Genomic DNA, 5,471 nt, shown 5'->3' on the forward strand with positions numbered 1-5,471 from the left:
CTCGGCCGCGGCCGCGAGGGCGGCCTGGTCGGCGCGCAGCACCACGTCCGGCGCGAGCACGGCCAGCAGCCCCGCGAGGTCACCCGTGCGGGAGGCCAGGAGGAACGCCTCCACCACCTGCCGGTCCGTCCTTCCCGGGGCGGCGGCGCGAGAGCCGGTGTCGTCCACCGCGTCCTCCCCGGCGGTGCCCTGCGCCCCGGGCCCGGACTGCACCCGGCGTCGTCCGCGGCTCGCGAGCTGGCGTGCCGCCACGACCGAACGGCCCAGCACGGGCGCGATCTGCTCGTACGGCACGGCGAACAGGTCGTGCAGCACGAACGCGAGCCGCTCGGCAGGGTCGAGGCTCTCCAGGACCACCTGCATCGCCACCCCCACGACGTCGGCCAGCTCGGCCTCGCGCACCGGGTCGGGGGAGGCGTCGTCCAGGATCTCGGGCGCGACGTCGTCGGGCGCGCCCGACGGCAGCGGGTCCTCGCGGCGCGTGCCGCGGGAGCGGAGCATGTCGAGGCAGATCCGGCCCGTCACCGTGGTCAGCCAGCCGGCGAGGTTGTCGATGCCCTCGTCGCCGGTGCGGCTCAGGCGCAGCCAGGCCTCCTGCAGCGCGTCGTCGGCGTCGTCGGGGTTGCCGAGCATCCGGTAGGCCACCGCCCGCAGGCGGGGCCGGTGCTGCTCGAAGGTGCGGGCGAGCTCGTCGGGGGTCATCTGTCACATCCTCGTCGGGGGGTTCGTCATCGGTGTGACGGCGCGCAGGGCGCCGATGTGACTGGCCGGCACCCGGCCACGACGAGAGGACCGCGATGACCACCGAGACCACCGCTCAGGAACTGGCCCAGCACCTCGACCTCCAGGCATCCGGAACTCCCCACCTGCGGACCGTCACACCCCGGGCGAAGAGCCCGGCGCTGCTGGTGCCGGGCGCCATGAAGGCCCTTCCCGAGCTGGGGAAGCTCGCCCACGGCCAGGGTGTCCCCGCCACGACCCTCGAGCTGGTGCACCTGCGCGTCAGCCAGATCAACGGCTGCGGCTGGTGCATCGAGTACGGGATGCGGCAGGCCCGGAAGGCCGGCGAGTCGGAGGACCGCCTCGCGTCCGTCGCGGCCTGGCGCGAGTCGCCCTACCTCAGCGAGGCCGAGTGCGCGGCCATCGAGCTCGCAGAGGCGATGACCCGCCTCGCCGACAGCGCGGAAGGGGTGCCCGACGCCGTCTGGAACCGTGCCGCCGAGCACTGGGACGAGCAGGCGCTCGCGGCGCTCGTGCTGCACGTCGGCGTCACCAACCTGTTCAACCGCCTCAACGTCACGACCCGCCAGGTCCCGGGCACCTGGTAGCCCGCCACCGTTGAGTGCTGGCTATTTGTTGTTCCGGCAGGCGCCGAGCAACAAATAGCCAGCACTCAACGTGTGCGGTCCGGTCAGGACAGGCCCAGGCGCGGCGCCCGGCGGGCCTGGCGGACGCCGTCGACGGTGAGCAGGATCAGTGCGACCCACACCAGGGCGAACCCGGCCCAGCGGGCCGGCGGCATGTGCTCCCCGAAGACGAGCAGTCCCACCAGGAACTGCAGCACCGGTGCCAGGTACTGCAGCATGCCGACCACGGACAGCGGCAGGCGCCGGGCGGCGGCACCGAACAGGAGCAGCGGCAGGGCGGTGACGATGCCGGCCGACATCAGCAGCAGCGCGTGCCCGGTGCCCTCGCCGGTGAACGTGCCGGTGCTGCCGAGCCAGAGCAGGTAGGCGAGCGCGAACGGGGTGGCGACGGCCGTCTCGACGGCCAGGCCGGGCAGCGCGGCGACGGTACGGCCCACGCGGTTCTTCACGAGCCCGTAGAGGCCGAAGGAGAGCGCGAGGGTCAGCGAGATCCAGGGCAGCCCGCCCAGCCCCGTGGACAGCACGACGACGGACGCCGCGCCGAAGCCGATCGCGACCCACTGCACGGGTCGCAGGCGCTCCCGCAGCACCAGCACGCCGAGCAGCACGGTGACGATGGGGTTGATGAAGTAGCCCAGGGCGGCGTCGAGCACGCGGTCGCTGAGCACGGCGTACACGTACACGACCCAGTTGACGACGATCAGGGCCGCCGCCACGGCGAACGTGCCCAGGAGGCGCGGCGACCGCAGGGCCGTGCGGAAGTCACCGAGCTGGCGCAGTGCCGCGAGGGCGATCAGGCAGAAGAGCAGGCTCCACACGATGCGGTGCGCCACGATCTCCAGGGGGCCGGCGGGCGCCAGGAGCGGGAAGAACAGCGGCATCCCGCCCCAGAGCAGGTAGGCGCTGATGCCGAGGGGGAGGCCCCAGCGATCCTGTTGTTGTGTCACCGCGTCACCATAGATCTCGCGCGTCCGAGCGCGGCGCGGATCGGCTGTGGGGCTCGTCACCAGGCGGGACCCGTTTTCGATTTCTCGCCGGGGGCTCGTGGGGGCTATGGTTGGCACCGTTCACGGCTGGTTGCCCGAGCGGCCAAAGGGATCTGACTGTAAATCAGACGGCTCAGCCTTCGGGGGTTCGAATCCCTCACCAGCCACGTGAAGCAAGCAGGGCGTGACCAACGATCTCGTTGGTCACGCCCTTCTTCGTTGTCGGCCGGCCATTCCGAGGGGGAGGGACCGGCCACGACTCGTCGTCGATCTCGGGTCGCCGGATCGTGGGCGTCGTGCTTCGCTGAATCGTCCCGCCTGGTCCCAGGCGGTGGGGAAGAGGTCGAGATGGCCCAACATGTCGATGTGGACACGTTCACCCGCGCCGAGTCCGACAGGATGTTCGCCGACCTGCAGCGTGACGCCGGCGGGATCAACCGGTTCCGGCACAACCGGGAGCCGGCGTCGGTGGACGAGCAGACCGTCGTCCGCATGAATCGCGACACGCTCTACAGCTTCGCCGTGGTCGACCTCGCGGCGGGCGCCACGCTCACGCTCCCGGACGCAGGCGAGCGCTACCTCTCCGCGATGATCCTCGACAACGACCACTTCGTGAGCGACGTCCTGCACGACGCCGGGGAACACCAGCTCGACGCCGATCGTGTCGGGAGCCGGTACGCGCTCGTGGCCGTGCGCACGCTCGTCGACCCGGACGATGCCGCGGATGCCGCCGCCGTGGCGGCGGTGCAGGATGCCGTGACGCTGACGGCCGCGTCCGCCGAGCCGTTCGTCCCCCCGGAGTGGGACCCGGCGAGTCTCGATGCGACGCGCGACGCGCTCCTCGCGCTCGCCGCCGGCCTCCGCGGCTTCGACCGCATGTTCGGATCACGGGAACAGGTGGACCCGGTCAGGCACCTCATAGGGACCGCGGCCGGATGGGGCGGGCTCCCGACGACTGAGGCGGCATACGTCGGCGTCAGTCCGTCGGCCGCACCGGGTCGTTACGCGCTGACGATGCGGGACGTCCCGGTCGACGCGTTCTGGTCCGTCTCGGTGTACGACGCCAAGGGGTTCTTCGTGCCCAACCCGCAAGGACGCTACAGCGTCAACAGTGTCACCGCTGTCCGGGACGGCGACGGCGCGGTGACCGTCCGGTTCGCCCCGGCGGACGACTTCGGCGACGAGCCCAACACGATCCCCGTTCCAGAGGGCTGGAACTTCCTCGTCCGCCTCTACCGCCCGCGCCCCGAGGTGCTCGACGGGGCGTGGATCGTGCCGGAACTGCGCGCCGGTTGAGGCCGTACTGCCGCCGCCGCCCTCCATCTGTCCGACAGGTTCTGGAGCGGAAGACCGGGCTCGCGACCCGCGCGGCGCACCTCACACCCGATTCGATTTCACGCCAGGCCGGAGGGCATGTAGAGTCTTCCTCGCCGCCCCGATAGCTCAGTCGGCAGAGCGTCTCCATGGTAAGGAGAAGGTCAAGGGTTCGATTCCCTTTCGGGGCTCTGTGATCGACGCGGGGTCGTACGCCCACCCCACCGGTTGGCCGGTGGGGAGCAACGGCGGACGGCCTCGCGTTCAGTCACGCGCGGCGGGGTAGCTCAGCTGGTCAGAGCGCACGACTCATAATCGTGAGGTCGCGGGTTCGAGCCCCGCCCTCGCTACCAAGCAAGTACATCCGCCCGGCTTCCTTTTGCCGGGCGACGAGAAGACACATGGCGCCTCCCTCTCGAGGCGCGGAGGTGAGAGCCATGGCAAGCAAGAGCGCGGATGTCCGCCCGAAGATCACGCTGGCGTGCGTGGACTGCAAGGAGCGGAACTACATCACGAAGAAGAACCGGCGGAACGACCCGGACCGCCTGGAGCTGGCGAAGTTCTGCCCGCGCTGCGGCAAGCACACGTCGCACCGCGAGACTCGCTGAGTCTCTCCGTAGCTTCACACCGACGTGGCGAACGCTGATTTCGAGGGCCGGTCCTACCCGGCCAACGCTCCCTACTCCGTAGGCCGCGAAAAGATCCGCGAGTTCGCTGTTGCCGTCGGTGCCACGCACCCCGCGCACCACGATCTCGTGGCGGCGCGGGGTTCTGGCTATCCGGACCTTGTCGCCCCGCCCACGTTCGCCGTGGTCGTGGCGCAGCGCGCGGAGTCGCAGTACATCAGCGACCCCGAGGCGCAGATCGACTTCACGCGCGTGGTCCACGCGGACGAGCGCTTCACGCACCACCGCCCGATCGTCGCCGGCGACGAGCTCACGACGGTGCTGCACGTGGACCGCGTCGTCGTCCGCGGGGCCATCAGCATGGTGACCACGCGCTGCGAGATCTACGCGATGCCCCAGCACGTCGAGGTGCCGTCGCCCGAGGCCGAGGGCCCCGGCGAGCACGTCGCCACCGTCGTCTCCACGCTGGCCATCCGAGGTGAGGACGCATGAGCCGCCCCGACATCGCGACGCTCGCCGTCGGCGACGTGATCGGCAGCCGTACCGTCACCTTCGACCGCGCGGCCCTCGTCCGGTACGCGGGCGCCAGCGGTGACCTCAACCCGATCCACTGGAACGACAAGTTCGCCGTGGATGCGGGCCTGCCCGGCGTCATCGCGCACGGGATGCTCACCATGGGCAGCGTCGTCGGCCTGGTCGTGGACTGGGCGGGCGACCCGGGCGCCGTCGTCGACTACCAGACGCGGTTCACCAAGCCCGTCGAGGTGCCCAACCCGGGCACCGCCCAGGTCGACGTCGTGGGCACGGTCGGCGTGGTCGACGCCGACGCCGGCACGGTCCGTGTGGACCTGGTCGTCACGGTCGACGGCGCCAAGGTCCTGGGCCGCACCCAGGTGCTCGTCCGCCTCTGACGCCTTTCGGCGCCCTTTCGGCGCCCGGTCGCCCCATGTGGCGGCCTCACCGCGAACAGTTCGCCGGGGTAACGGATTTTTAACCCGAAACCCCTTCCTCATGCGTACCCGCATCAGGTGTGATGCTCTCGTCCGGAGTTGTACGGACCCGACGAGAGGAACTCCGCGTGACGTCTCGACGACGTGTCACAGCCCTGGCCACCGCGGCCGGGGTGCTCTTTCCGCTCATCCCGCTCTCCGCGGCCGCCGCCGGTGCGGCGCCCGCCT

7 protein-coding genes and 3 tRNA genes are annotated in these 5,471 nt (G+C 71.0%); 8 read left to right on the forward strand and 2 right to left on the reverse strand.

The window, feature by feature from the left end; translation table 11 throughout:
- The coding region (locus tag PROKR_RS15730) for a sigma-70 family RNA polymerase sigma factor (RefSeq protein ID WP_051433035.1) at positions 1–702 on the reverse strand (702 nt) is incomplete at its 3' end.
- A 95-nt stretch (positions 703–797) separates the two neighbouring features.
- Here PROKR_RS15730 and PROKR_RS15735 point away from each other — a divergent pair.
- A complete protein-coding gene (locus PROKR_RS15735) occupies positions 798–1,328 on the forward strand; it encodes a carboxymuconolactone decarboxylase family protein (protein ID WP_211240152.1) in 531 nt (176 codons plus the stop codon).
- Between the two features lie 83 nt (positions 1,329–1,411).
- Here PROKR_RS15735 and rarD read toward each other — a convergent pair whose 3' ends face one another.
- Complete coding sequence (gene rarD, locus PROKR_RS15740; RefSeq protein WP_036964566.1) at positions 1,412–2,314, reverse strand: EamA family transporter RarD; 903 nt, start codon at positions 2,312–2,314, stop codon at positions 1,412–1,414.
- A 124-nt stretch (positions 2,315–2,438) separates the two neighbouring features.
- Between rarD and PROKR_RS15745 the strand changes: the two genes are divergently transcribed.
- From PROKR_RS15745 to PROKR_RS15775, 7 genes are all read left to right on the forward strand, one after another.
- Positions 2,439–2,520, forward strand: a tRNA-Tyr gene (locus PROKR_RS15745).
- Positions 2,521–2,701: 181 nt separating this feature from the next.
- On the forward strand, positions 2,702–3,649 hold the full coding sequence (locus tag PROKR_RS15750; RefSeq protein ID WP_036964567.1) for a DUF1214 domain-containing protein: 948 nt from the start codon (positions 2,702–2,704) through the stop codon (positions 3,647–3,649).
- 136 nt (positions 3,650–3,785) lie between these two features.
- Positions 3,786–3,858: transfer RNA gene (locus PROKR_RS15755), tRNA-Thr, on the forward strand.
- 85 nt (positions 3,859–3,943) lie between these two features.
- Positions 3,944–4,020, forward strand: a tRNA-Met gene (locus PROKR_RS15760).
- 84 nt (positions 4,021–4,104) lie between these two features.
- On the forward strand, positions 4,105–4,275 hold the full coding sequence (gene rpmG, locus PROKR_RS15765; RefSeq protein WP_013837798.1) for a 50S ribosomal protein L33: 171 nt from the start codon (positions 4,105–4,107) through the stop codon (positions 4,273–4,275).
- Between the two features lie 24 nt (positions 4,276–4,299).
- Positions 4,300–4,785 (forward strand): FAS1-like dehydratase domain-containing protein, encoded by a 486-nt coding sequence (locus PROKR_RS15770; RefSeq protein WP_036964568.1) that lies wholly within the window; start codon positions 4,300–4,302, stop codon positions 4,783–4,785.
- Entirely contained in the window at positions 4,782–5,204 is a 423-nt protein-coding gene (locus PROKR_RS15775; protein ID WP_036964569.1) for a MaoC/PaaZ C-terminal domain-containing protein, read from the forward strand. Before PROKR_RS15770 ends, PROKR_RS15775 begins: the two co-directional genes overlap by 4 nt.
- The last annotated feature ends 267 nt before the right edge of the window (positions 5,205–5,471 follow it).

It is taken from the genome of Promicromonospora kroppenstedtii DSM 19349, from assembly GCF_000515355.1.
Classification (GTDB): Bacteria; Actinomycetota; Actinomycetes; order Actinomycetales; family Cellulomonadaceae; genus Promicromonospora; species Promicromonospora kroppenstedtii.

Excerpts from the sequence above, each read along its gene's own strand:
- PROKR_RS15775 (WP_036964569.1), top strand. The coding sequence starts at position 4,782 with ATGAGCCGCCCCGACATCGCGACGCTCGCCGTCGGCGACGTGATCGGC.
- rpmG (WP_013837798.1), top strand. The coding sequence starts at position 4,105 with ATGGCAAGCAAGAGCGCGGATGTCCGCCCGAAGATCACGCTGGCGTGC.
- PROKR_RS15735 (WP_211240152.1), top strand. The coding sequence starts at position 798 with ATGACCACCGAGACCACCGCTCAGGAACTGGCCCAGCACCTCGACCTC.
- PROKR_RS15750 (WP_036964567.1), top strand. The coding sequence starts at position 2,702 with ATGGCCCAACATGTCGATGTGGACACGTTCACCCGCGCCGAGTCCGAC.